Raw genomic sequence first — 25,538 nt, 5'->3', positions numbered from 1 at the left:
TTTCGATTACAATAACTGCAGTCTCACCTCCTAGGTCGTAGGTTCGCCCAATGGCACAGGATTTCGGAATCATCACCAGCTGCACCGCTCGAAAACGGGCGATTGGTCACGTTGCCCGCCTAGATCCCTCAGAACTCACGGGAGGGGCGAAGCGGATCGCACGGCGCTGGCTAAAGGCTACTCGCCATGCCCCTCAAGCGCTGCCGGCAGGTGAACTCTACGTCGGTCGAGCAATGACAGAAAGCAAGGCTGTTGCGGTCAGGCTTCGGGGCAGTTTGCACGTAGTGTCTGCAGGCCTCGGGTTGGCTGCAGCAGGCGACCAGGTACCCAACTACGACCTCACGGTCTCAAGAGGCGGTGGCTCGCTCGGCGACTCCTTGGCCGAGTTCGGCCACAGCGCTTCAGATTGGTGGGAAGCACTGAACGAACTGAAGGGCACACCCATGCCGCTCAGCCGCCTAATCAATCGGACACCGAACACCCGCTACCTGCTCGCCATGCCATCCACGTATGTCGGGATGCTGACTGAAGAGTTCGATCAACTTAACGAGGCTGCGCTAGATCGCGTGTTCGTCTTCACCTCGCGGATCGGCGCACTCGAACTAGGTGCTCGCCTGCGGCCGTGCGTCATGCCCTATGACGAACGCCTCGAGGGCCATCCACATTACGCCGGCACGCGAGCGGAATTTCCTCAGCGAGCGATGCGTCACTTCGTCGAGGAACTCGGCGCGCACAGGTGGCAATCCGCTCGAGCAGCTAAGGCGATCAGTGAGTCCTTGGCACGCCTGGAACAACCGGTTCTGCCCGAGCGACAAAGCAAGACGGATGCGGAAATCAGCGCCTTGATCCGCACCCATTGGGATGCATGCGAAGGCAAGTCATCCAACCTGTTGCACCACTTGCGCAACGTCGCGCTGGTGCGCTGTGAGCAGTCACGCTTCGCGTCGCTATGGCACCAGGTAAAGGCGCAGACCAAATGAAGCCTGTGAAACCCGCCCTTCAGAAGGAAATCGTCGTACGCGCACTGCACACCACGCAGGGCCAAGGCCTGGACGTCTACGCTTTTTTCATCAAAGGGGCAGACATTGTCAAGGTAGCCGACATCTCCCGCGTGGACCGCGATGAATCAGACGTTCTGAAAGGGTTTCAGCGTCCGGAGATTCGTAGTCACGTCAAAGGCATCGTGGACTATCTGAACCAAGGCGATGTTCTGTTTCCCAACGCCATCATCCTGGCGATGTCTCCCCAGGTGCGGTTCGTCGCTTCGCGTGGCACCCGTCCGACGGGCGATGAAGGCCTAGCCCAAACTGGCACCTTGACCATCCCCGTCAACGAGGCCGGTCAACGCGTTGCCTGGATAGTGGACGGTCAACAAAGGTCTCTGGCGCTGGCGCAAGTCACCGATCGAAACGTCGCGGTCCCAGTCGTTGGGTTTGTGTCCGACAGCCTGGACTTGCAACGCCAACAGTTCATTTTGGTCAACAAGGCTCGCCCCCTCCCCTCGCGACTAATAAATGAGTTGCTGCCAGAAACCAGCGGCATCCAGTTGCCCAAAGACCTGAGCGCCCGCAAGGTTCCCTCGGAAATCTGCAGCCTGCTGAATCGCGACCCCGAGTCGCCCTTCTACAAGCTGATAAAACGGCCCTCGGATCGAAGCGACGCTACCGCCATCATCACGGACACCGCTGTCATCACCATGATTCGAAACAGCATGAACAACCCCCTGGGTGCGCTGGCGCCTTACAAGGCGAGCGCCCGTGAGGGAGCAGACGTGACCTCCATGTACCGCCTGCTGTTGAACTTCTGGACCGCGGTGAAGAACACCTTTCCAGAAGCTTGGGGCAAAGACCCGCGTTACAGCCGCCTGATGCATTCCGCCGGCATCGAAGCTATGGGAGTGCTGATGGACCGCATCTACGCCCGTTTTTCCGACACCGATGGCACCTATGAAGCCGTCAAGAAGGAGCTGGATCGCGTCGCACCTGCATGTCGATGGACCAAGGGCCATTGGGACTCCTTGGGTGTGGCCTGGAACGAAATCCAGAGTACCCCCCGCGACATCAAGAAGTTGCAGGACGCCCTCGTGCGCGCCTATACAACCAGCCCCACGAAATGAAGTTTCTTTATTCCGACACGCAGGACTACGTCGATCCTGCTTACGACTTTATCAACGACCGCAACGCGCCAAAGCGCGAGCGCTACTGGGGCGACGTTTACGCCCACGAGATGATGAACCCGGCGCCCTATGACGGCTTGCTGGTGTCAATGAGCGCGATCCGTCAAGCCGAAGGCGTGGCGGCCTCGAAGGTGCGCTATTCCACCAAAGAGGAACAGCGGATGCTGCGCGACGGCGCTCGCAAGTTCCTGCGCTACGACGGCCCACAGTTCAAGGATTGCATGCTGATGGGCGACTGCGGCGCCTTCGCTTACGTTGAACACGAAAAGCCGGCCTACGCGCCAGAAGAAGTCGTGGAGTTCTACACCGAAGCGGGTTTCACGCACGGCGTGTCACCCGACCACATCATCTTTGAGTGCGACCTGAGCAATCCACCACGGTCAAAAATGCCCGAGGCCACCCAAAAGCGCTTTGACATCACCCAGGCCAACGCCAAGGCGTTCCTCGAACTGGTCAAGGACGAGGGCTATCCCTTCGAGCCCATGGGGGCCGTCCAAGGTTGGTCGCCCGCCAGCATGGCCGATGCCGCCGTCAAGCTAGAGAAGATGGGCTACCGGTACTTGGCCATCGGTGGCCTGGTTCCGCTGCGCGTGGACGCCATCCACATTGTCTTGCGTGCCTTGCGCGACGCCATCAAGCCTGAAACAAAAATCCATCTTCTGGGATTTGCCAAAGCGGATCAGATCGGTGAGTTCACTGGGTACGGCATTACCAGTTTCGATTCCACCTCCCCCCTGATCCGCGCCTTCAAAGACAACAAGTCAAACTACTACATGGACAAACCCAGCGGCTTGGGTCTGGACTACTACACAGCCATCCGAATTCCACAGGCGATCGAGAACACGCGACTCGTGCAGGGCATCAAGCGCGGGATCTTTAGCGCCGAGGATCTTCAAAAGCGCGAGCAAAAGGCGCTCAAGGCTCTGCGTAGTTTCGATCAAGGGCAAGAAACTGCCGCCAAGACGCTCACCGCGGTCATGGACTACCACCGCTTCTTGATCGAGGGCCAATCGGAAGACACCGCTTCCCACGAGCGCGAATTGGCCAAGATGAAAGATCTGGTCGGCCGGACCCTGCAGGACGCGCCCTGGAAGCGCTGCTGCTGCGACGTGTGTCGCGACGTCGGCGTTGAAGTCATCATTTTTCGCTCAAGCAACCGAAACAAGCGCCGTGGCTTTCACAACCTTGGCGTCTACCACAAGCATCTACAAGCTGCCATGGAGAAAGCACAGTGAAAAGATTCAAGTTCACCGCCATCCGCGCCTGTCAGGCCGATGGCCACGACGTGTTCTCCTTTGCCGCCACGCCTCAAGAAGTGCTGGACTTCGCCGAGATTGAACGTGTCGGCCGCCAGGACGACGGGCAACTCAAGGGCTTCCAGCGTCACCAGATTGCCTCCCACATCAAGGAGATCCGCGACTACTTCACGCGCGATGATGCCCTCCTTCCCAACGCCGTCATCATTGCTTTTATCGACGGCATCACAGCTAAGGATCGAAGCAACGGCGTGGTCGACATCGAGATCGATGCCACCCAGTCAAAGCCTGGTTTCGTCGTCGACGGCCAACAGCGCCTGAGCGCCCTTTCGGGCTTAAATAAACCGGGCTTCCAGGTCTTCGTCTCAGTCCTCGTGTGCAAGGACTACAACGAGTTGCGGCAACAGTTCGTCCTGATCAACAACACGCGGCCGCTGCCCAAGACGTTGATCTACGAGTTGCTGCCAACCGTTGAAGGCCTGCCCGAGCGCTTCACCGCGCGCAAGTTCTCAGCCCGCGTTGTCGATCGCCTGAACTTCACTCGCGGAACGGCGCTGTACGGCGAGATCCGCCAACACACCAATCCCAAGGGGGTCATCAGCGACACCGCGATGCAGCGCCTGATCATGAATTCGGTATCGGATGGTGCCATGCGTGACTTCATTCGATTGGACGACTACGAGGATCGGGCCTTCCACATCGTCAATGAGTTCTTCGAAGCAATCCGCCTGGTCTTTGGCCCTGAATGGACGGGGATGACGCCGCGCACCTCGCGACTGAAGCATGGCGCTGGGATCGTCGCCATGGGCTTTGTCATGGAATTGCTGTATTCGGCGGAGGGAGCGACCACCCGTGATCAATTCGCCTCCGCCTTGCGCCTGATCCGGCCCTACACCGCCTGGACCAGCGGACAGTGGAACTTCAGCAGTGACGACATCTGTCCCTGGAATGGCATCCAGAACACCCCGGCGGACATCGACGTCCTGGCCAATCACCTGGTGCGCCTGACCAAGCGCGTCCTTCGCAAGCAGCGCCTCGTCGTAAACGGTTAAAGCAATGAACTCCACAGCACTTGTCCTTTTTTCCGGTGGCCAGGACTCCACCACCTGTCTGGCGTGGGCGCTGGAACGTTATGACCGTGTGGAAACCATCGGTTTCGACTACGGCCAGCGCCACGTCATCGAACTCGAATGCAGGCAAAAAGTACTGGAGCGCCTGCGTTCGCGCTTTCCGCACTGGGCACCCAAACTGGGCAACGACCATATGCTGGACTTGTCTGTGCTCGGCCAGATCAGCGACACCGCCCTCACTCAGGACAAGGCGATCGCCTTCAACAAGAGCGGACTGCCCAACACGTTCGTTCCGGGTCGCAACATTCTGTTCTTCACCTTCGCTGCCACGGTCGCCTATCGCCGCGGCCTGGAGGTGCTGGTCGGTGGCATGTGCGAGACCGACTATTCCGGTTATCCCGACTGTCGCGACAACACGCTCAAAGCGCTGCAGGTGGCCATGAGCCTGGGCCTGGATTCGCCCATGGTCGTCGAAACCCCCCTCATGTGGCTCGACAAGAGGGCCACCTGGGAGATGGCGCGTCAACTGGGCGGCGAGGCCTTGGTGGAAGTCATCCAGCAGGATACCCACACTTGCTACAAGGGCGACCGATCCAAGCAGCACGACTGGGGCTACGGGTGCAACGAATGCCCGGCCTGCGAACTGCGCAGCAAAGGCTTCGCTGCTTACAAGGCCGCTGCATGACGTACAGCGTCAAAGAGGTCTTCTACACGCTGCAAGGGGAAGGCGCCAACGCCGGTCGCCCGGCCGTGTTCTGCCGCTTCTCCGGATGCAACCTTTGGAGTGGGCGCGAAGAAGATAGAGCGACATCGGTGTGCACGTTCTGCGACACCGACTTTGTGGGAACCGATGGCAGCGGGGGCGGGAAGTTTCGGTCCGCTCAAGACCTCGCCACCGCTATCGAAGCGCAATGGCCTTCGGAGAAAAAAGCCCGCCGCTTCGTCGTGCTGACCGGTGGCGAACCTCTTCTACAAGTCGACAAGGAACTGGTCGCCGCGCTGCATTACAAGGGGTTCTCGATTGCCATCGAGACCAACGGCACGCTTACCCCGCCTGAGGGCATCGATTGGCTATGTGTAAGTCCAAAAGCGGACTCCGTCCTTGCAGTGAACTGCGGCCAAGAACTCAAACTCGTCTACCCGCAACCAGGTGTCGACCCCGAGCGATTCGTTCATCTCGAGTTCGACAACCTGTACTTACAACCCATGGATGGCCCCGACCGCCTGGCCAACACTGCCGCTGCCATCGCCTACTGCCAGCAACACCCCCAGTGGAATCTGAGTGTTCAGACCCACAAAATGATAGGCATCCGATGATCTACGAATTGAGTCAGAAGTTTTACTTCGAAGCCGCCCACACGCTCCATCGAACGACTGCCGACGCAGCAGGGAGCGGACGCATTCACGGCCACACTTACCACGCAGAAGTGACATTGCTCGGCAAGCCCGATGTCAATTCCGGCATGCTGCAGGACTTGGGAAGTGTGCGCCGGGATATTGAATCCATCCGAGAACTGCTGGATCACCAGTTTCTCGACGAAGTGCCTGATTTGGGTCCCGCGACACTGGAGAACCTCTGCAAGTTCATCTTCACCAACTTGGTCGCCCGCTGTCCCCATCTGGTTGCCGTGTCCGTCGAGCGGCCCGCCAGTGGCGACAAGTGTGTGCTTCGCAAGGACCGACATACGCAATCAGCCGGCGGCTTGGCGCCGACATCGTCGGAGCATGGTTTCGCGCCGACCTCGACCGTTTCAGCTTGAGCCACTTGTGCAGGTGAGGACCCCTAGAGCGAAGCTCAACTGGTAATCGGATCCACCTCGAACTCCCTGACCACGCGTTCAACAATACGGGTCGTCCCGGTACCGTCAACTTGCAGTAATTTTGCTTCGCGCCGCAGCGCCGCCTTGATGCAAAAGAAGGCTTGATGCGTGGCGACTGCAGAGACAAAAACGATCCAATCTGCACTACCGCTCGCCGACCGGAGGCGGGGAGTGCAAACCTCGTCACCATTGCCATCCACAGTGGCTTGAGGGTACATGTCTCGCAGCATCAGGACTGCTCGCTGAACCGAGCTTCCATCCAGACTGTAGACAAGGATGCGTGCGCTCAATCTCTCGGGGGCATCGTCCGGGGATTGCAGCCTCGGCCTTGGCAAGGCCGGCAACGCCAGTCCCGCCTCTTCTGACAGCAGTTCGAGCATCGCACGATGTGCAGGGCGAAGACGGCCCACGTACTCGACACAGATCTGCTGGGTCACGCTAAACCAGCGCGCGCGCGCTTCTGTGTCGCGGCAGGGGGCGACCGCCAACGCATCGGCCACTTCCAGCGCCCAACCTGCGCCACTTGGCGAGCGAACTTCCTTGAGCACCTCCAGCAGGTGATCGATGAGGCCGAGATACTGGGCCGGATTGGGGCCGGCTTTGGCGATGTGCAAGGCCACCTGGCGCAGAAGTTCCAAGTCACTCTCACCAAAACGGTCGCGTGCCCGCAGGGATTCAATCAAGGCGAGGTAGACGGGCAGATAGCGTGACTCCGGTGGGCACCGTTCGATGACCCATTCGAACCAGATGGGGTAGAGCGTCTCAAAGGAATCGGGCTGGTCGATGACCAGTTCCTCGATCTGCTGCGCCATGGTGGAGGCGAAGTCAGTTTCCTTGAGCGCCTCGCGCGCGTCCTTTTGCACGATCTCGCGCCAGCGCTGGACGGCGCCGGGCGTCAGGGCACTCTTGTCCGGGGACACGACCCTGGCTGTCCAAGAAGGCACTTCCGGTTCCGGGTCTGCAATGCGCTCCACGTCCTGCAGCAGCCGGGGCTGGGCCTGCTTGACCTCGTCACGGAACGACGCATCCTGGAGGCGTTGCACGACGGTGCGGGCGCGAACCGGGTCGGCTATTTCCTTTGCACAACGCAGGAGCGCAACCAATACCTGCGCACTGTCGGGCAACTCCCACAGCAATGGATAGGCCTGCCCGTAGCGCGCCCGCAGCATCTCTTGCTGTGCCAAGTCGAAGCCACTTTGCACTTGCAGTGAAGCCACGCGTGCGCGAATGTCGCCGCTGGCGTCGCCGAACGCCGTCTCGCTCAAACCGTCCAGCAACTCCTTGCACATCGCTGCTGACGGCTGGGGTTGCAGCAATTCGTTCAGGAGGCGGATTTTGAAGACCGCGGGGCGCAGTGACGCCCCGCCCTGTCTCATCATGGGTGCGACTAGCGCCTTGACGTCCTGTTCGTAGGACTTGAGTAGATGATGGGCACTGCTGGCCTGCTCGTCGGAACGCAGGTGCAGTTCGTAGAGCGCTTCTTGAATGTCACCGTAGGTCTCCGGCGGCAGGTGCAACTGGATGAGGTGAGGCAACAGTCGATGCTTAGCGATGGCTTCCCAACGACCGAACGCGGCGGACAGGCGGATCTCCAGGAACGCACGGTTCTCGGCGCTCAGTCCGTGCTGCTCGCGGAAGGCGGCAATGATCGATTGGGCATCAATGTCATTGCGGGCAATCAAGGCCCGGTCGTAGTCGGCGCGAAGTTGTGCCAGCGTGCGTGGGCGCGAAACGGCGCGCTCCGGACGCACTTCGATCAAGTGCCAGTAGATCGCCCAATAGCGCACGACATTTGTCTCGAAGGACTTCTTGGTGGCCCTGAAGCGCACGTGATGAAGCCCCGCGGCCTGCAGCAAGGGGCCGGCGAAGGCTTCCGCCTCGTCCATGTCATCCCCGTAAGCATCGAAGTCGACGAAGCTGGGCCCCAGGAAGGCCTCGAGTTCCGCGCGCAAAGCACGCACCGCCGGTCCACCCTGGGCGCAGGCAAACCAGATGGCCGGTGCGTCGGGTTTTGACTGGAACGGCAGCACAAAGCCGCGAGCCCAATGGCCTTGCGCGAAGTAGCGCAAGGCAGGCAGCAGTTCGGCCTGAACCTGGACTCCAGCCGCCGAACCCGGTGCGCCTTGTGGCGCATCGCGCGAAGGCATGGCGATGCCGTTGGGTGCACTAAAGAAGGCCCGCAAGACACCCTTGGCAACCTGCGCGCGATCAGCAACCGCCGAGTGCGGTGTTTCAAGGCTGGCCATGGCTGTCCAGTTCGGTGTGAGCCAGTGCCACCTTGCGGGCGTCAAAGGAGAACCAGACCGTCTCGTCGTTCAGTGCAATCCCGTTCTCGGTGAAGTTCATGGAACCCCCCACAACGATTCGGTCCGTCAGCAGGCTCTTCGTATGCAGCGTCGTGCTCTCCGACCAAAGGCAGCGGTCCTTCACGCCCGCGTCGCCTAACGCCCCAAACAGCTTGGGCTTAAAAATCTGGTTGTGCGTGTCCGTTCGCACGCGCAAGTCCACGACGGTGTTGTTGCAGGCGATGGCCACCAGCACATCTACCAAGCGGATCTCTCGCCGATCCCAGGCAGGGTTCAATCCATCGTACTGGCCCATGCGGTTGTCAAAAATCACGATGTTGCTGATCCATGGCGCGACCAGGATCAGGCGGGGACTAGGCAGCAAAAGCTCCTGGGCAAAGCACATCCCCAGCGCGTCACGCACGGCGTTTGGCGCGGTCGTCGCCGACTTGAAAATTTGGCGTTCTGGCATCAGGCCGACTCCGGAACCTCAAAGGTCCATTCAATGTGACCATCGACTCGCTTGACGGCTGCTAGTCGCGCGTAGACATTCAGATAGGCGAATTGCACAGGCATCGTCATGGCTTCCTGCACAACATGCGGGAGGTACGCTGCTGCCTCGTGAGCAGGTATCGACACGGTGGCACGGGAACCGTGCATCAGTCGCTCGCGCAACTGCGTTTGCCACCCGGGGCTGCGCGGGTCAATGGGCGTTTGACGAGTCGTGAGCCATTGACCCAGCAGCAGTCGTTCGCTGGCCGCAGTTGCGTCGCCATAGCGGTTGGACAGCGGTAGTGCCACCGCGCGCAGTGCGTGGCCGCGCGCCCATAACAGGCCTAACAAGACAGAGAAACGCCATGATCGACGGTCTCCGCTCGGTAATTCGAACTTTGCTGCAGCCAGGGCGTGGTCCAGGCTGGCGTCATCGCTGAACAGCGCACAGACCAGTCGCACGTCCACTTCGATGGCATGGAAGGTCTCCAAGTCGTCCCATGCCTTCAGAACGCGCGACAGCAATAGGTCCAACTCTCGCGGGTACTCTTGCCGCAGCAAGCGCAGGCTCAGCGCAACCGCGTAGCCGTGGTAAACGGCCTGGCCTCGTTGCACAAGCAGGACTCGCAGTTCAGCAAAGCGATCGCGCGTGTCTCGCGAACTTTCTGCATGCCGGACTGCGGCAAAGGCATCTGCAAGCTCTTGGTTGTCGGTTTCCTGCGCGAGCACGTGCAAGGTTTCTCGCAGTTGCCGTTCGGTCACCTCAAACTCGGATTCGCCGAGCGCCGCCTCGACATGGCGGAACAGAGCTTCTGGCTGCGTTGCCATCAGATCAACGACTTGCTCGATCAGGCCATTGCCCCCTGGATTCACCTCTGAGACCCAAATCTGGAAATCCTGGAGCGCCGAGCCGTTCGACTGGACACCCGGATCAATGTCGACAATCAGGCTGTCGCTATCAACCTGTGGACATGCCTGCTGTATGCCCTCCAAGAGGGCGGCGCCAAGCGTGGTGCGCAAAGTCAGGGATAGCCATTCATTCCACTCTGGCCCAATGGGATCGACCAGCACCCGCGCCGCCTTGCGCAGTGCGGCCAGGACGGCCGGATCCTGCAACTCCGCTTCCAGCGATTGGCGAAGGCGATCCGACTTGTCTTCGGGCAAGTCGTCGTCCTCGTCATCAAGGGCTTGAAATACCGTGCGCAGGATCACTTTCATGACATCCTGATGCTGGCCCTGGGCCAGTTCGTCCAGAGCGCCGCGCAGGTTGCGTTGCGTGCGAGCCAGCCAGACCGCAGTGGTCTGGCAAACCTGCCCAAGCCAGTCGCGCAGGAAGGGATTGGTCACCACCGCAGAAAGGTCTGGCCCATTTTTGCATTCCCACGCATAGCGGGCGGTGCGCGCGGCGCGCAGGCGCCGATCATTGCTCCAATCGATCTCAGTGCTCAGGTCCGCAGGCAGTTGGAGCACAAACACCAGGGCGTCGGTGTCGATCTCGAATCCGATGGCACAGGGCGCCTGGCCGTCCATGAAGCGCCAGTGCACCGTCACCGGGTGTCGCGAATTCCCCTGCTCGACCCGCAGGTCAGCTCGTGACCCCGTCGCATAGCGCCGAACCAAGGCCGCGGACTGCCCGGCATGAGTGCAGGCCCAGGTCGTACTCAGGAGTTGGCAGATCCCCACTGCCGGCGGCGCTTGCAAGGCCAGGCCGCGTCGAAGCATTTGGAGATTGGACACCCAATCAAGCCGGCCATTGGAAGTCCGGCCCACTTGCCAGCGCGTCCCCGTTGCACCACCGCGTGGTGCCTCGGACAAGGTCAAGCGGGCCGCGATTGGCGTATAGGCCTTGTATCCGCCAACCGGCGCTTTCGCATGGTGGAGCGGTGCGGCCAGGTGCGAGCCCAACTCGAACCACCCTCGGACTTGCGCGTCCAGGGTCACCACCTCCTGCTGCAAGGCGACCAGCGCCTCCAACTCTTCGGCCGGGATGCCAAGCCACAGGGGATCGTCGAAACGCAAGGAAACTCGCCCCGGCGCAAACTCGGCCAAGCCCTGTTGGACGGGCATATAGTGCCCGCCACTGTGCTTCCTACCCGGAGGCACCTCCACACTGAGTTCCGGCAGGCTCAGGTCGCTGAAGAGCGTGGCTGGAATGTAGTCGGGTAGTGGATGTCGAGCTTGAAGGTCCTGGCCGGTTGCACCGTGCCATCGCCAGTTGCTTGAGAGTCGACGCACGGCCGTCGGGATCGCGCCCAGCATCACGGGACGGGGATGGCTCCATTGGAGCAACTCCACCTCTTCATGTGCGAGACCCAATAGGGCGCCCAGGCGCAGGGACCAGTCCTGCGCCGCGTTGCTGTCGCGCAGCAGATGAGCAAGCTCCCCTAGCAACCTAGTGCGCTGCAATCGGCTTTCCAGCCAGTTCCAACCTTCCCATTTCCCGGGCGTGATCCTTGTGGCACGACTGCGAAGTGACTTCCAATCGGCTTCGGAGCGCGGTGGGTTTTCATTGGCCAACGCCTTGAATTGCGCCAACTGCCCGGGGCTCCAGCCATAGTCATGCTCGTTCTTGGAGGGGCCACTGAGTGCCCGCCAGACCGAGAGGTCGGAGGGGTCGTTTTGCGTGCGTTCGCCTAAATCGTCCAGTAGGGCATAGACCGCTTGCATCCGCTGCACGTAGCGATTGCTCATGGGCAACTGCCGAGCAGGCAAGGTCGGGTTGAACAGTTGGTCGTAGGACTGGTAAGCCTGCCTATCACGGCCGTAATCAGATAGCACCACCAAAGTCCAAGGACGCACGTGCCGCGTACGCCCGCCGCGCCCCTTGCGTTGCAGGAACTGGGCGACGTCCCGCGGCGCCTTGTGCTGCAGCACCACACCGACGTTTGGATCGTCAAAGCCGACTTCCAGTGCAGCAGTCGCCACGATGACTTGTGCCTGGGTGCTTACGCCGGTGTCGTAAGAGGTGGTACGGGCCACTTCCTGCCCTTGCTCAAGTGAATGGCCGATGCCCTCCACCGCACGCCAATCCTGGCCCGCCTGGTAGCGTCGGGCGGGCGGTTCCTGGTTCTTGCGAAGGTTGGCCAGCACCGGGCTGCTAGCCCCTCGGTTGGGCTTCCTGTTGCCATTGAGATAGAAGCCTTCCGCGTCCTTGAGGTCGCGGTAGAGGCGGTTCGCCGCATCCAACTGGTCCGTGAAAGCAAAACTGCGCCACCCACAAAACGGCTGCACATTTGGATCGAAGGTCTCGCGGGGTTGCAACAGGCGAGAACTCAGCATCAAGGATTGGATGGAGGCCGACAGCAGCGCAGTCTGGGAGACGGGATCACCGCGCAGCGCCAGCATGTACTCGGCGCCCTCCTCCTCCATGTCCTCGGGCTTGGGGCTGATCTCCTCGACCACGCTGGAATCCAGGCCTGTGAGCGCTGCAAAGAACGCCTGGCCATCGGCGATGGTGGCCGACAAGCCCACAAAACTCGATCGTCGCCCGCTCAGGTATCGCCAGCGCCGCAGGAGGTAGCCGACCTGGGCGCCGTATGTCCCCGCGTATAGGTGGACTTCGTCGAGTAGCACCAGTTCGGGAGCGCGGCGTGCCTTGGGTCCCAAGCCAAAAAGATGGCGCACGCCGCCATCACTAAGGTTTTGATTGAGCATCTCCACCGAGGTAAAGAGCAAGTCCGGTGGTTGCTCCGTCATCGCGCGCCGTGTAAAGGCCAGATGACGATCATCAACGGTGTGCGCACAATCTCGGCACACGAGGCGCTCGACCTTTTGATCCAGATCGGCGCGCAGCAACAACATGTCGCCGGCGCACCGCGGACACCGGAAGAACGGGCAGACACGGGCGTTGCGATCGCCAGGCCAGGTTTGCTTGCCATCGACCTTGAATGCAGATTCAGTCGTGTAGGGCACACCGCCGAACAGCACACCCACGCGCAGGGGTTTGAGGCCAAAGCGATCGAGCCAGTCGTCATAGTGCCGGCACTGCCCATAGACCTCACGCAATTGGTCTTTGAGCAACTCGTTGCGCGGATAGAGGGCCAACACGCGCACGCCCGTGGCCGCCGGATTGGCTTTGCGCTGCCCCGCCAACCAAGCTAATGCGGGGAGATAAAAGGCCAATGTCTTGCCACTGCCCGTGCCTGCCGAGACCAGGGTGCCGCGTTGGTGGCCGGTCTCCAGGCCGTGCAGTACCCGGGTCGTGGAAGCCACCTGGAAATTGGATAACCTGACCTTGGTCGAAGACCTTTTCAGCCAGTGCTGCAACGGGTCCAGCAAAGCAGCGGCGGACACTCTGGACTCGATCGCCGCCATTGCCTGGTCGCCGCTCTGGTCACGCCTGGGGTAACGGCGTGGCCGCCAGAGAAAGCGGTAGTCGGCGATCAGCGAGGCCGCGGCATTCCACCCGTTGGGGGTCGCGTGCTTGGGGAACATCTGCCGCAAGCGCGCAAGCAGACGCACCCCCTCCGCCATTCGCGTTCGCCACCGCGTGGCCTCGCCCTCGACGCGCGGCAACTCGAACAGCATCTGGAGATTTACCAGCAACTGCCGAAGGTCGCTGACAGTCCCCAGTGAGCAATCTGGGTTCGTCCACAACCCGCTGAACTCCTTGTTGTCGCGGACAGTCCGCAGGAGATCCGCGAGTTCTTCGTCGCTCAACGCGCTGTCTACCAAGCCCCAGACCAAGCTGCGCGCCTCAGTTTGTTCCAGTGCGTCAAGCGCCTTTTCTGCCAAGGCGAGATCGGGGGTCAAAGTCATATCTGGTTGTTCTTCACGCGGACCACGAATCTGGAGAGGTCGTCATTGGAACTGAGCCAAGCCAAGACGTCGGGTGTCAACAGTGCCAACGGCGCGCCCACCGGCAACTCCTGCTGAAAGCGGCGAACGGCTGGCGGCATGTCCAGGACAAACTCGCTATGGCGGCGCGTGAGTTCCTTTTCGCAATCGACTAACTCCTTGAGGTCAATTTCGGAACCGGGTTCTGCACTGCTGCGCAGTGTCCGATAGCGCTGATAGCGCTCGCGGTAGGCTTTCAAGGCGGCCTGGTTCGCGGGCGAAGGCATCATCAGGTTGCTGATCAGGTCTGGTGCAGGAAGGTCGGCGGTGGCCTCGATGCGTGCCCGCCAGGCTTTGCGCATCTCTTCACGCACGGTCTCGGCGGCAGACTTTGCCTGGTTCACCATACGTAACCACAGGCCGTCCTGTGCCACGTCCGCGATGTCGACGCCGTTAAGCAACACCTCTTTAGCCTTGGAACTGAGGTGCTCGACGCCGTCCAAGGCGTCCGCCGTCGTCTTGGCAGCCTCGGCATCAAGCTTGAACCACTTCAGCTTGGCCTTGGCCGCCAACAATGGCTTCTTGGCCACCGACCACTCGGCTTGCCTGGCCTGGATCGTGGCCACTTGATTGCGCACCTGATTGGCCTGGCTGGTTCTGTCCAGTTGCGCCTGCGCGGCGACGCTGCGAGTCAATAGGCTGCCCACTTACGCCTCCTCCACATTCAGGCTGTTGATCAGTGCGGTGCGTTGCTTCAAGGCTTCATCGCCCAAAGTATCCACTTGCTTGCCGCAGTTGCGCTCCAAGGCATCGAAAAAATGAACCAACCGATCGACTTCGGCGGCCACTTTCAGGAGCTTTGGCAATGAAAGAGCGCCCCAGGCCTCCAGTTTGACTTCGATGGACTTATCTTCTTCCGGGGGGACGAAGGAGCGGGCGCGATTGAACACGGTTTCTAGGCCCTCTGCCGACAATTCCTCAATAGCTTTGCGCACACGGCTCTCATCGCATTCGGGCGGCCACAGGGAGAGCGTTCGAGCCATCTGAAATGTCTCTAGCACCTGCGCTTTCCATGCCACGCGCGCATGATCTGGTTCAAACGCTTCGGCGACACGGGGCCGGTACGCCTCTTGGGCCAATCGCATCTGTGCAATCAACTTGACGACGGCTGCGTCGTCCATCCGCTCCATTGCGCTGAGCGCAGCAGGCGAGAGAGGCTCCTTGCTCTGATGGACCAACGTCAGGCGCTCTGGCCTCGTTGCCTTCCACGCACTCTTGAGGCGAACAGAATCGATGGCCAAGAGGCTTGCCCCCTTTACCCCCTGGTAGCACCCCAGTCGATAGCGCAGCTGCTCTTGCAAGGCAGGCCGGGCGGCGGCCGCCTCCGCCCGAGCGTCCAGAACAGCCCGCACGGCCGGCGCAGCGTCGATAGGTGCCGGGAGTTGCTCCGGCGCGTTGGCCATCAGTTCATCAATACGGGGGCCCTCGGGCTCCGGCTTGCGACTCAGGCCGAGCAGCAGCGCCTGCCGGTGCAGGACCGTGGCCAGGACGCCGACGTCCTGCCCGGCGCGCTGGGATATCTGGGCCACGATGTCGTCTTCGTACAAGTCGGCCAAGGCATTGGCCGTCGCATAGTCGTCTTCTGCACCGTCGTAGCGCCAATGCTTCCCGTGGGTTTCCCAGCGATCGAGTGCGCGCAGGCCCGCAACGACCAAGGAAGGAATCGCTTCCGCATCCGATGCGACGCGAACGATGATGCCCGAACTCGGGTTGCTGGTGGTCTTGTTTGGTGGCAACCAGAACCAGGTCCGTTCGACCGCTGCGCCATGCATCCCCAGGAGGTCGAAGTTGATCCGTTGGTTCAACGCTTCTGCCAATAGGATGCGTGCACGATTGGCCACCTTGCCAATAAGGAGCGTCGTAGGCCCCCAGGTCTCCAGCGCCTGCGCGAATTCGGACGCCTCGGGCACAGGTGGTGGAGGTAGGGGCGGCGGGGGTGGCGGGGGCGGTTTTGGCCCTGGCCCTGGCCCTGGCTCCGGCTCTGGTTGCGGCCGTGGCGGTGATTGGGATGGTGCCGCGCTGCCAAATGGCCAAGGTGCGCCAAAAGCGTCGAATACTCCCTCGGACACAAGGGGGGCCTCGGTCAAGGAGCGAGGATTCCCGGCCCAGTGAAACAGCAACGCTTCAACTTGCGACCTGACGGTTGGCGCGTAGCCCTTGAAGCCCAAAGCCATCCCGACTTCCGAAACCACCCGTTGTTCATTTGGGAGGGCTGCAGGGAACCTTGCCTGTTCGGCAAGGCTTCTCTGCGACAAGACCCTTTGAAGGACTTCGTTGATAAACGCCCGAGGATTGAACACCCATTGCCCGCCACGCTTGAGGGCTTGCTCGCCCAGAGATTGAATCGCCATCCGCGTGAACGGATAAAGCGCGTGTCCGGCGTTGCTCTTGCCAAAGGCTGCCAAGCGATCTGCTGAACTGGCATCGAGCGTCTCGTCAAAGCCAGGAACCCAGTGATACAGATTGCGCTCATCGGGTAAGACCTTGGCGTAGCTGCTTTTGAGTTGTTTCAGCCCCCATCGCGCAGCGTTGAGGTAGCGCCCCGTCAACTCCACCAACCGAGAAACCACCACCTCATTGGACAGGCCTTCACTGGGAATAACCCATTCGGCCTTGGCGCGCGTGAGCAGGGTTTGACGGCCTGGCAGGAAACCATCGGTCACCGCCAGAGCCGTGCGAATGGGCGCCCGCACTCGGCGCCCTTCTTCGTCGCTCTCGGCGATGATGATGTCCAGCAGTGGTTGCTGGATGCCCGCCAGGGCGGCCAAGTCCTCGATTAACAGAACCAGTTCGCGGCCATCGGCCAACATTTGGCGGCGGATGTCGTCCACCACCTCCTGGATGGTCTTTTGTCGAAGGGTTTCGGTAAAACCGAAGACGCTGCGTAGCGAGGGGTCCAGTACTTCCTGCAGTACTTCAGCAGCACGCACCCGGTCAGCTCCGTCGTTGCGAGCCATGAAGTGCAGCGCGCTGTTGGTCTCCTGCGGGAAATCGTTGATGGGCGCGTCGGCCGGGGGTTCGAAATCCCTGGCATGGAAGCGTCGGTCATCGGGGTCTGCGGTGCCATCCAGGCTCGAACCGATGATGCGGACAAAGACCTTCTGGAACCAACTGTCTCGAACCTGTGGATCGCGCACGATGACCCTGACCTTGCGCGCAATGTTGATGCGTGCACCCTGATCTCGAGGCACCTTGTTGGCTTGCACATCCTCCTGGAGGCTTCTTGCGAAGGCTTCCAGTTCCTCGCCCAACGTCGCTGCGAGCAACTCCGCGGCGCGGTTCGCATCCATGGCATCAACGGCCCGATTGAGGTCCCGTTTGATGGTCGCATAGGCCTCACCGCCCAGCGGTTCCAGCATGCGCTCGACCACCTGGCGCAGGCTCGCCGTCTTTGGAATGGTCACGATCACCAGGCGATCGCGCTGCGGATGACGCAGCAACTGCGCGCGCACCCACTTCACCATGTGCGACTTGCCCACGCCCGACGCACCCGTGATCGCTACCAGCACTGCACTTCCATCGTCAGACGGGCGCATCAACTCATTGAGCAACTGCCCCTCTGTCGCCTCGGTCTCCTTGCCCGTATGCGCGGCGCGTTTGCGCAAAGAGACAGGCTCATGCACCGCCAGCAGCAAGGCTTCGTCGATGGTTTCCGCCTCGGTGCGAAGGCATTCCCGCACGTGCTCGGCACTGGGCCAATAACTAATCAATTCACTCATGCTGAGACCTCTTCTCCGGTCGCGCAATCCACTGGAAGGTCAGGTCAGCCCGCGCCCCACTAAATCCAGTCAAGGTAATAGAGGCGCCCACGTCCGCCCGGTTCTGTAGCAGCAACTCACTACTCGCACGCAGCCCCAGCAGTGCGCGTGAAAGCGCACTGGACAACTGTCTGGGCGCCAGGGGCGAGAGTGCGGCAGTACTGACTTCCTGCAGCACGGCTTTTTGCCAGCGGCTGCCATCGATGACCGGCAACACCACACCCAGTCGGTCGATGAATTCGACGGCCTGCATGTTTTCACCGGGCGCCAGGATTTCCGGCAGCACATCGCGCAAGGCAACCGTGGGATCAATGTCTCCGCCGTAGCCACGACTAAAGCCCAGGAAATCGGCCCAATGACGAAGGCCGTTTTCGCGCGTGGTATTGCGCAGGATGCGCAAGTCTTCGTTAACGATCTGTTGTGCTTCCAGCGCCTCCAGTTCACTCAGCCGTGTTTCGAATACGTTCTGCGCCAGCGTCCAGGCCAATGAGCGCGTGAGGTCGGCGGACTTGGCACCTTCTATCGCCCAAAGGTCCGGCGTGTTTTCTTCCGACATTGAGATTCGACACACCTCGCGGCGGGTAAAGGCAGTAAGGGCTGCACCGCTCAGCTTCTTAACGGGACGGACCGCGGTCGTGATCTCGCCTTCCTTCTCTTCGAAAAGACCCAACGCAATCCAGCGGTTCAGGGTTTGGCGCGCCATCTTTCCTGAGTCCGATTCCTGGAGGGCCGCCTCTGGGGCCACCGTTTCAAGAAGGGTTGTTTTGGCCACGGGTTTGGAGGTCGCCAACACTGCGTGGTGCAGTACCAGCAGGATGTTGGGCAACCCGTCGTTGGTTATGTTTAGGACGCTCATCTGTTGAATTCCTCGAGGACTTGTTCTTCGCGGACGTGGGGCATCACCCTGGCCCACGCACGATCTGGCCGGGTGGGGTCCGGCAGGTCCGCAGGGATTAAAAGCACCGTCAATGCACTTGACGAATGCAGCAGGTCATCCCTCTCTTTGAGAGTCATGGGGCGGGTTGGCCATGTGACGATGCGTACCTCACCGCGCCCGCCCTCCAGAGCGCCGAACATCCGGCCATTCAGGACGTCCACGAAGGTCGATGCATCCAGCGCTTGCACGCGCTCCATGGCGACGTCAAACCACCCGCCCGACTCCGGAGCAAGCACCGTGTGGGGATTGAGTTGGCTGATGAGGGCGCCCAGGAGTGCGACGTACCCGGTGGTGCGCGCATGGGCCTGCCGGTGGGTGACAAGGTGCGTGCGACCACCACCGACCCCCTCCACGTCGAAGGGCCGCCGGAGCACCGGCCTGGGATCAAAGCGGTCGATCCGGTGGACTTGGGGCGCGGGATACATGGCACTTTCTGCGCGATTTGCCCAGTGGTCCGCACAGCCTCCGCAGCAGGTGGCCACCGTTGCGAAGGCATTGGTCTGGTTGAGCGTGTAGAGCCTGCTCAGGGAGCGCGAGATCTCCTCCTGGCCCCTGGCCACTCGGATCATGGTCGCCACGCCAAGCTCGGCGGCACGAAACGAGGCCTGGCGAGCCGTATCCATCCGAGCATCAAAATGACCTCGCTGTCTGTGCAGCGGGTCCCGGATCCGGACCGCTGCAAACAGCGGATCGGCGCCAGTATCTTCGTCCGCGAGGTCCTCCCCGCTACCCGGCGATTTCGACTGCAAGCCCACCAAGTCCAGCAGTCCTGCGGATGTCATGAGGTTTAGCGTGCGCAAGTTCCAGTCTCTGTTGACCGGCGAGTCGACCGAGATGTCTGCACGCAGGCGACGCAGGTCAACCCAAACCACGCCACGCTCGGCATCCTGGCTGACGATGTGGCCCAGCATGCTGTCCCAGCGCTCAAATGCCAGATCGTTGCCGATCTGCGTTAAGCGCGCCATGTCGCTGGCCTCTGAGATGTCGGCGTTGGTGTAGAGGAGCAGACTGGTAGAAGCATGCCCATCGCGGCCACTGCGGCCGACTTCCTGGTAAAAGCGATCCAGTGATTCGGGCAGGGTCGCATGTACGATAGTGCGGACTTCGGCCTTGTCCACCCCGAGCCCGAAGGCTGAGGTGGCCACCATACCATCGAGGCGGTTGCCTGCCCACTCTTTGAGCAGGTGCTCGCGCTCCTCGGGCCCCGTCTTGCCGGTAAAGCGCCCAATGCGATCAAAGCCCTGCACTCGCAGCAGGGTCTCAAACTCCGCTGCAATTTCGGGTCGGGTCACATACAGAATAAATGGCCGGGGGGCTTTTTTGAGGACCTCGACGACCCGTTGCCTGCGCTCGGTTTCGTGGGCGCAATGAAAAATGGCATAGCGCGGCTCTGGCCGCAGGTGCACGCCCGATACGACTTGGGTGGTCCCTGCCGGTCCGAAGTGGTTTTGTAAGATGCTCACGGTGGAGGGCGATAGCGTTCCCGAGGCCAGCACCAGTCGTATGGCCCGGCCCGCGCCGGCACTCAGGTCACGCAGGTGGCGAACGAGCGCCGGCAGCAATTGGAATTCGGGGCGAAAGCCCTGCCCCCATGTCGCGACAAGGTGGGCCTCGTCCACCACCACGTGTGTCAGACGTCCGCCTCTGGCGGCAAACTCCAGCGACTCGCGCAACACGCCCGTCGCGCTTTCGGGGGAGGTAAAAAGTGTCCGCTGCATTCCGTCGCGCAGCGCACGGTGCACCTGCGCCCTTTGCTCGCGCTTGAGTCCGCCGTGGTAGGCCAGCGGCGTTGGCACCCATCCCGGCTCCAGGGCCTGCAGCAACTCCGTCATGCGCCTGGCCTGGTCGATGGCCAGCGCCACGGTCGGCACGATGACCAGCGAAACGTGACCGTTGCCCTCCAGCAGTGCGGGCATCTGCGCCAGCAAAGACTTGCCGCTGCCCGTGGGCAGATTCGCAATGAGGGTGACATCGGCCGGCAGGTGAATCAGCGCGCGCAATGCTTCTCGCTGACCCATCCCGGTATAGGTGGCCACCCCCAGTCGACGCTTCACCACCGGGTCGGCTCTGACGGTCTGGTCCCGTCGAGACGGCAACGCTTCGAAGGCATCCGACAGGAGATCTGCTTGCGCACCCAGCCAGGGCAATAGAACCAACTGTGCCTGGACGTCCACGCCGTCTTCGGATTCATAAGTGACGAATCCAGCATCACGCCACGCCGCGGCATCCGGCCAGGGCGCAGTGGACGGCATGCGCCACCAACGGTGGTCGCCGAGGCCGGAGCGCCACAACGACCAATGACGAACCAGGCCGAAGAGATCGACGTGGCTGGCTCCCTCGGACTTGCTTCGCATCGCGTCCCACATGGCTTTCAGGCGCAACTGCAGGTCGCTCGCCCCTTGCGTTGGCGCGTCCATCCAGTGACGCTCCTGGGGCGACCCGTCAGCCGGCACAACAGGCACTTGCTTGCCCACGGTCATCGCTCGAAAGGTGAGTCTTGCGAAACGAACACCGCGCCCACGCTATCCAGGCGCAGGAGGGGTTCCTGCAGCACCTGGCGCAGCGCGCGATAGAAATCTTCATCGTCAGCAAGACCCTGTTTTTCATGGATCGCTTGTTCGCCTTCGAGTCGCGCAATTCGGGCCTGGCCCTGGGTAGCGCGCAACAGGTGCTGGCGCTCTGTCGCCGCAACGGCACGTTCCACGTGTTCGCGCATCCGGTCAGACTGGCGGACCGAGCGCTCCGCTTTGGTTCGCGCATGCTTGCAAAGCAGATCCCATTCATGGAGCCACGTTAACTTTCCAGTGTGTTGCAGCGCACGCCAGCGCTCGGGGTTCAGGTTGAAATCCGGTCCACTGTAGGGTTGGCGCTGACCTGACTTGTAATCCTCCAGGACAACCGGTGGCGGGTTGTCCAGGATTTCGCCCCCCCCCGAGGTCCAGACGGTGAAATACAAAGGCGGGAGGCTTGCGCCGGCCTGGCGCGCCAGCGCATGAGCACGGATCTGACGGACTGCTGACCTGTCGGTCGCCGGCGGGCTCTCAGCTTCGACCACAAAGTCGAATCGGAAGAACAAATCGGCGCCACTGGGGTCGTTGACCGCATATTGGGGACGCACGCGCCACAGGCCGGAGGCCCGGCCGCGATCGTCCAACTGGCAGAACTGCTCCAAGGCGGAGACCATCGGGTCACCGACACGCAGCAAGCGCACTTCCTTGGCCAGACAATCTGCCGACTTGGCACTGGCACGATGGAAGACGTAGCGATGGGTCAAGGGGAACTGAGCGCTGCTCGCAGGCGCCTCGACGTCTACGGCCTCAAGGAAGGTGTCGAGGAACCGGCCCACCGGCAGCAGCGTGTTTTGTTGACCGTTGTACGCGTAGCCCACACGGACAATTTCATCGCCGTTGGCGCGACTGGCCTCGGGACGCCAGACAAAGCGCAAGGCGTCCACTGCCAGTCCACGGACGGCGACTCGCCAGGCTCGCCAATCGCCGTCGCATTCCTCCATCGGACTCATGGCCTCAGGATCCGAAACTGACAGGGCATCCAGTGCGTCTTGGTGGTCGATTCGCCTCAGTTCCTGTGCCACTAGCCCCCCTGGGCCTGCAATCAGTTCGCAAGAGGCCGCAAAGGCCAAGGGCCCGTGGTCGGCCCACTCATCGATCAGGGACTGTGTCTTTTCCTCAATGAGGTATTGAAGGCTGGCAACCGATCGATCAAAGACGCCCCAGCCCTGACTCAGCAGTTCGAACCACCCGGCTTCATTTGGGTTGTCCTGGTCGATCAGGACTACCGCCCGTACTTCCTTGCCATTGCCAAAGCGGTCCAGTCGCCCCATGCGTTGCTCTATCCTGTTCGCCGACAGCGGCAGATCAAAATGCAGCGCGACCTTCTCGCCGCCATGCAGGTTGACACCTTCCTCGGCCCGGGCGTCGCAAACCAGGATGCGACATGCTGACGGATGCGACATGAAGGCTTGCCAGGCGGGCGGCGGCGCATCGTCATCGCCGTCGACAACCTCGACGGTATGGCGCACCACCTGTGAATGGAATTGGGGTTGCAGGGCCTCAAATACCCGATCCGCGTCGGCTTCGGTGTCGCAAAACACGACCACCTGGACGGCAGGTTTGTCCAGCAGGCCGTGCAGCGCAGACTTCAGCGCATTTATGCGCGATGCGTCCTTGTCCATGGCTTGGGCCGTCTCGTCGAGTTGAGTTCCCAGACGCAACGAACCGGCGTCGGCGACGCCTAGGCGCTGCAGGAGGTCCGAGACGCGCAGACGCGCGCGCGGTTGCACCGCCCATTCCAACAAGGCCTTGCGCGCGGCGCGCGGTACATCGACCATGCCAAAGGCCTCAAGACGCAACTTCTCGATCACCTCGCACAAAGCATCCGTGCGATGGCCTCGAAAATTGATCCTGTCGAGTCCCTTGCGTCGCATGGTTGCCCACGGCACCGCGGCGCGGCGGTTGCGCAGGACCCGCCGGTGCAGTCTGTAGGTCTCGGAAAGGTGGGTGCGCAGCGCCTCCAATGCCGCCAGAAAGCCTACGTCGTCTTCTTCCGGAAAGGTACCGAGCACCTCACGCAGTTCGGTGACGCGCGTCATCAGCAGTGCGTCATCGCCCATGGCAGCGGTCAACCTATCCAACTCCTCGGGCAGCGAGTACAGGTTGTCAGGCACCAGCGTCGCCACCAACTCGGCAATGAGTTGGCGTGACTCCAGGCGACGCCTAAACCCTGGCAGATCGTTTAGCGGGAAGACAACCGGGTCAAGTAGGTGCATCACGCGCAGGAAGCCAGCACTGTCACTGAGCACCGGCGTTGCTGAGAGCAAGAGCAGGCGAGGAACGCGGGCCGCGTGGACCTCCAACAAGCGGTACAGGTCGTTGGCCTGTCCCTCGACCTGGCGAGACAGGTGGTGCGCCTCGTCCACGACTAGCATCTCGGCCGCTGGTAGCAGTTTGGCGAGTCGGCCAATGTCGTCGTGCCCCACGACGAACACGAAATCATCCAACAGCGATTTCAAGGCAAAACGCCGCGAGAGTTCCTGGCGCCACTGCGACACCAGGGCGGTGGGCGTCACCACGACGACGACTGCGTTCGGATCATCAAGCACGCATTGCCGGATGATGACGCCCGCTTCAATGGTCTTGCCCAGTCCTACCTCATCGGCCAGCAAGAACCGTTGGACCGGATCTGTGAGAACGCGCTTGACGACCTCAAACTGGTACTCCACCAACTCTACTGATGCGCTTAATAGCGCAGTCATTCCATTGGAACTTGAGTGCTGAGTTGAAACCGCTCGTACAAAGGCAGACCGATGCTCACTGAGGAAAGGCGTGTCGGTGGCCTGGGCCACCAAAAACGGCATCGGATCGCGAAGCGGCGTGCTCCTGCGGGTCTCGAGGTCTTGAACGTTGCAATCAAGAGCGTCGCCATTTGGGAATTGCACGAGGACGGTGTCGCCTTCCGAATGAAGTGCCCGGCCCGCTTGCCATCGTCCCCCGGCCAAGTGGCGTCGATAGACGCGTGTTTGGGCGGGCAGTAGCGCCCTCTGAACCTGAGTGGCTGGGCATTTGACCGTCTCCTCGCCCTGGGCGCCTGGCGCATCGAAGTACCGCACCGTGGCTTCATCGCCAGATAGCCCGGTCAGCTTGCCCAATCCCCAAGCATGGAAGGGTTCTGCTCGAACCTGAACGAAATCGCCGATAGCTAACATGACCTAGCCTTGTACAAACGAATCTCCTCAACAAGAGGCCCTCGCCTTATGAAGGGCAAAGGGCAATCGACCGGAATGAACTCGATCCAACCTGCCTCGAAGGTTGTGGTCTGTTTGCAAGATGGCGACCCGGACGACGGTTGCGTTGCGGCCGCGTCGTCAAGCCGGCTTGATACATTAGGTTACCACGTGAACGTGCGTGCGACTTCCGAGGTAACGGCAACCGACGGGAGATGCGGGCTATGACCGCCAGCAGTGCCCCAACGCTGATGCCGGCTTCGATTGAGGCTGGTCACGGACCTGCCAGTAGAAGGTGGCCAGCAGGTGGGTGATTAAAGGATCTTTTAAGTCCTGGCGCGATCAAGCAGCCTGCTGGATGTTACGAACGCAAAATTCCACTAGCGTGCCGTCGCGGGTTTCCAGCACAGCATGTCGCTGTCACCCGCTCTTCCAAGCTTTTATGCTGCAGGCGCGAACGGGTCCTGTTTGCGGTCCAACTGAACGGTGAGCGTATGAGTAAAAATCTTGGTGAAGTCCTGGATCTCTGTGAGGCGTTTCATCAAGACCTCGAAGACATTTGGCAGGACGCGCCAATACCCAACGACAAACGGGCAATGGTTACTACGAGCTTTTGCGCCATTGTCCGTGAACATGTGCTTAGCCAGCAGTACCTGCTCGCGGTTGGGCATGACATTACCGCCATGACGCTTGTGCGGCCGGCCTTTGAAGCCCTCGTGCGCGCTATCTGGGTTTTCAAGGGCGCCAAAGATAGTTGGGTCGAAGCCTTCTTGTCCCCGAACGCCGCTGGACTGGACGCCGGCAACGAGACCATCAAAGGCACCGACGTCGATGCCATGCTTCAGACCATCGAGAAGAATCATCCGGCACACGTCTTCAGTTCGCTCAAAACACTGAAAGATGCTACGTGGGTACCGATGCATTCGTACGTCCATGGTGGCATACGACCGGTGGTCCAAGCGCTTGCGGGATGTCCTGAACCTCAGCAGATCGCGATCGCCCTTAACGGCAACGCGTTCTCGCTCATGGCGACCAACGTGATGATGATGACGACGGGTGCCGATGGGGATCTCGCTCAGATTCTTCAGCGACACCTTGCATGCCTACCGCCTATGACGCCGGTCGTCCGGAGAGCTTGAACCGGGCGTCGGGAATTGTCGTTTCTCGC

The 25,538-nt window shown here is 61.2% G+C and carries 16 protein-coding genes; 8 read left to right on the top strand and 8 right to left on the bottom strand.

Annotated features, from left to right (window positions below; translation table 11 throughout):
* The first annotated feature begins 50 nt into the window (after positions 1-50).
* The 7 genes from ACSFA0_RS23165 to ACSFA0_RS23135 are packed head-to-tail and all read left to right on the top strand — an operon-like array spanning position 51 to position 6,262.
* The gene (locus ACSFA0_RS23165) at positions 51-980 is read left to right on the top strand and encodes a hypothetical protein (RefSeq protein ID WP_435452608.1); all 930 of its coding nucleotides are present in this window, start codon (positions 51-53) and stop codon (positions 978-980) included.
* Positions 977-2,116, top strand: a complete 1,140-nt coding sequence (dbpB, locus tag ACSFA0_RS23160) for a DGQHR domain-containing protein DpdB (RefSeq protein WP_435452607.1) — start codon at positions 977-979, stop codon at positions 2,114-2,116. The genes ACSFA0_RS23165 and dbpB (ACSFA0_RS23160) overlap by 4 nt, the downstream gene beginning before the upstream one ends.
* On the top strand, positions 2,113-3,411 hold the full coding sequence (gene dpdA / locus ACSFA0_RS23155; protein ID WP_435452606.1) for a tRNA-guanine transglycosylase DpdA: 1,299 nt from the start codon (positions 2,113-2,115) through the stop codon (positions 3,409-3,411). The genes dbpB (ACSFA0_RS23160) and dpdA overlap by 4 nt, the downstream gene beginning before the upstream one ends.
* A complete protein-coding gene (dbpB, locus tag ACSFA0_RS23150) occupies positions 3,408-4,484 on the top strand; it encodes a DGQHR domain-containing protein DpdB (RefSeq protein ID WP_435452605.1) in 1,077 nt (358 codons plus the stop codon). Before dpdA ends, dbpB (ACSFA0_RS23150) begins: the two co-directional genes overlap by 4 nt.
* Positions 4,485-4,488: 4 nt before the next feature.
* Positions 4,489-5,187: a 7-cyano-7-deazaguanine synthase QueC gene (queC, locus tag ACSFA0_RS23145; RefSeq protein WP_435452604.1), complete on the top strand. Its 699-nt coding sequence runs from the start codon at positions 4,489-4,491 to the stop codon at positions 5,185-5,187.
* The gene (gene queE / locus ACSFA0_RS23140) at positions 5,184-5,819 is read left to right on the top strand and encodes a 7-carboxy-7-deazaguanine synthase (protein ID WP_435452603.1); all 636 of its coding nucleotides are present in this window, start codon (positions 5,184-5,186) and stop codon (positions 5,817-5,819) included. The genes queC and queE overlap by 4 nt, the downstream gene beginning before the upstream one ends.
* The gene (locus tag ACSFA0_RS23135) at positions 5,816-6,262 is read left to right on the top strand and encodes a 6-carboxytetrahydropterin synthase (protein ID WP_435452602.1); all 447 of its coding nucleotides are present in this window, start codon (positions 5,816-5,818) and stop codon (positions 6,260-6,262) included. The genes queE and ACSFA0_RS23135 overlap by 4 nt, the downstream gene beginning before the upstream one ends.
* A 35-nt stretch (positions 6,263-6,297) precedes the next feature.
* Here ACSFA0_RS23135 and dpdD read toward each other — a convergent pair whose 3' ends face one another.
* Genes dpdD through dpdE form a run of 8 tightly spaced genes read right to left on the bottom strand, consistent with a single transcriptional unit; the run spans position 6,298 to position 24,352 of the window.
* Entirely contained in the window at positions 6,298-8,568 is a 2,271-nt protein-coding gene (gene dpdD, locus ACSFA0_RS23130; RefSeq protein WP_435452601.1) for a protein DpdD, read from the bottom strand.
* The gene (gene dpdK / locus ACSFA0_RS23125) at positions 8,555-9,079 is read right to left on the bottom strand and encodes a phospholipase D-like domain-containing protein DpdK (protein WP_435452600.1); all 525 of its coding nucleotides are present in this window, start codon (positions 9,077-9,079) and stop codon (positions 8,555-8,557) included. Before dpdK ends, dpdD begins: the two co-directional genes overlap by 14 nt.
* A complete protein-coding gene (dpdJ, locus tag ACSFA0_RS23120; RefSeq protein WP_435452599.1) occupies positions 9,079-13,857 on the bottom strand; it encodes a protein DpdJ in 4,779 nt (1,592 codons plus the stop codon). Before dpdJ ends, dpdK begins: the two co-directional genes overlap by 1 nt.
* On the bottom strand, positions 13,854-14,582 hold the full coding sequence (locus ACSFA0_RS23115) for a hypothetical protein (protein ID WP_435452598.1): 729 nt from the start codon (positions 14,580-14,582) through the stop codon (positions 13,854-13,856). The genes dpdJ and ACSFA0_RS23115 overlap by 4 nt, the downstream gene beginning before the upstream one ends.
* Positions 14,583-17,654, bottom strand: coding sequence for a protein DpdH (gene dpdH / locus ACSFA0_RS23110; protein ID WP_435452597.1), 3,072 nt, complete (start codon positions 17,652-17,654; stop codon positions 14,583-14,585).
* Positions 17,647-18,549 (bottom strand): protein DpdG, encoded by a 903-nt coding sequence (dpdG, locus tag ACSFA0_RS23105; RefSeq protein ID WP_435452596.1) that lies wholly within the window; start codon positions 18,547-18,549, stop codon positions 17,647-17,649. The genes dpdH and dpdG overlap by 8 nt, the downstream gene beginning before the upstream one ends.
* Positions 18,546-21,047 carry a protein DpdF gene (gene dpdF / locus ACSFA0_RS23100; protein ID WP_435452595.1) on the bottom strand — a complete coding sequence of 834 codons (2,502 nt, stop codon included), beginning with the start codon at positions 21,045-21,047 and terminating at the stop codon, positions 18,546-18,548. The genes dpdG and dpdF overlap by 4 nt, the downstream gene beginning before the upstream one ends.
* 59 nt (positions 21,048-21,106) lie before the next feature.
* Positions 21,107-24,352: a protein DpdE gene (gene dpdE, locus ACSFA0_RS23095; RefSeq protein WP_435452594.1), complete on the bottom strand. Its 3,246-nt coding sequence runs from the start codon at positions 24,350-24,352 to the stop codon at positions 21,107-21,109.
* A 512-nt stretch (positions 24,353-24,864) separates the two neighbouring features.
* On the opposite strand from dpdE, the gene ACSFA0_RS23090 reads away from it, so the two are divergent.
* A complete protein-coding gene (locus ACSFA0_RS23090) occupies positions 24,865-25,509 on the top strand; it encodes a DUF6988 family protein (RefSeq protein WP_435452593.1) in 645 nt (214 codons plus the stop codon).
* Positions 25,510-25,538 lie beyond the last annotated feature (29 nt).

It is taken from the genome of Variovorax restrictus (assembly GCF_051216715.1).
Classification (GTDB): Bacteria; Pseudomonadota; Gammaproteobacteria; order Burkholderiales; family Burkholderiaceae_C; genus Variovorax.
This window is presented reverse-complemented; position numbering and strand designations above follow the sequence as displayed.